The 1,428-nt window shown below is 68.3% G+C and carries 1 protein-coding gene; it reads right to left on the bottom strand.

Features of this window, described 5'->3' with window-relative positions; genetic code table 11:
- Window positions 1-24: 24 nt before the first annotated feature.
- Window positions 25-1,263, bottom strand: a complete 1,239-nt coding sequence (locus ACLQ3F_RS31590; RefSeq protein WP_425853357.1) for an IS701 family transposase — start codon at window positions 1,261-1,263, stop codon at window positions 25-27.
- Between the last annotated feature and the right edge of the window lie 165 nt (window positions 1,264-1,428).

Below are 1,428 nucleotides of genomic sequence, written 5' to 3'. Positions count from 1 at the left end.
TAGTACTCCAGCAGGAGATCCGTTTCAGGGCTCTGTGAGGGCTTGTCGGGCGTAGTGGCTGATCTTGGCTTCGGCTTGGTGCTGGCGTCGGAAGATGGACCAGGCGATGACGTCGCCGACGCGTCGGGCGGGTTCGATGACCAGGGCGTGGAACAGCCGTCGGAGTTCGTTGACGGTGATCGGAATCAGGCCGTCCGGGGTGGTGGTGCTGGCCGCTGCGGCGGCAGCGAGGAACGCGTGAGCGGCGATGACGAGGGTGGTCCAGCGGTGCCAGGCTCGCCAGCGGCGGTGTTGGTGTTGGTCCAGGCCGAGCCCGGTCTTGGTGGCTTGGAACGATTCCTCGATGCTCCACCGTCGGCCGGCGACGGCGACCAGGTGATGCAGCGGCACGAGGTGGGGTGACCAGCAGCGGTAGAACGCCAGCTCACCGGTGGTGCGGTTGCGCCGGACCAGCAGCCAGTGGTGACCGTGGTGTTTGTCGGCGGCCAGGGGCAGGGTGACGAACGCCCAGTCGTAGTAGCGGTGCCCTTTCGCCCCCTGGCCGGCGGAGATCCGCTGCCACGCCCGAGTCGGGAGGCCGGTGGCGATCTGGTCCGCTCGCTGGATGCCCAGTCCGGTCGGGACTCGGTGCGAGCAGGCGACCGCGAGGACGTAACCGAGTCGATGGTCGCGTAACGCCGCGGCCAGGTGCGGGTCACCGCCGTAGGCTTCGTCGCCGGCAACCCATCGGCAGGGCAGCCCGCCGGCCAGGGCGGTGTCGATCAGCCGGCGTGCCAGCTGCGGTTTCGTGGCGAAGCCGACGGTGTCGGGCACCCCCGCCTCGACCCGGCGCGCCGGGTCGTCGGCCCAGGACTTCGGCAGGTAGAGAGCGACGTCGACCAGGGTGTGCCCGGCTGGTGAGGCATAGGACAGATGCACCGCGAGCTGACAGTTCTCGATCTTCCCGGCGGTGCCGGAGTACTGCCGTTGCACCCCGACGGTGTGCACGCCCTTCTTCAGGTCACCGGTCTCGTCGATCAGCAGCACCCCGTCCGGATGCCCGAGCTTGACCGCGACGAAATCCCGCACATCAGCGCGGACTCCAGCGTCGTCCCACCTGGCCCGACCGATCAGGTCCTGCATCCCACCAGGCCCGTCGTCACCAGCGTGTTCCGCGATCGTCCAACAGTTCTTCGTCGGCAGCGGCGCCAGCAACCCGGCCATGAAGTCCCGCACCCGCCGGCGCGGCTCAGGCCGGCCGAAGCGCGACCCGACCACGTCCATCAGCTCGTCAAACAGCCCAGACCATCGGTGGGCGTCTACTCTGTAGGCGGCAGCCACCGCCGCATCTTTGGTCCACACAACCACGAGACTCAGCGGTGGCTGCTCCATGCCCACGGACAAAACCACACCGCCACAGCAGGTCAGAACGGATCTCCTGCTGGAGTA

This window comes from Micromonospora sp. DT15, assembly GCF_049841475.1.
GTDB lineage: Bacteria > Actinomycetota > Actinomycetes > Mycobacteriales > Micromonosporaceae > Micromonospora.
The sequence above is the reverse complement of the archived record's forward strand: the minus strand, read 5'-3'. Positions and strand labels throughout refer to the sequence as shown.

Bases quoted from the DNA above. Each gene is read 5' to 3' on its own strand.
- ACLQ3F_RS31590 (WP_425853357.1), bottom strand. From the start codon at position 1,263: ATGGACGTGGTCGGGTCGCGCTTCGGCCGGCCTGAGCCGCGCCGGCGG.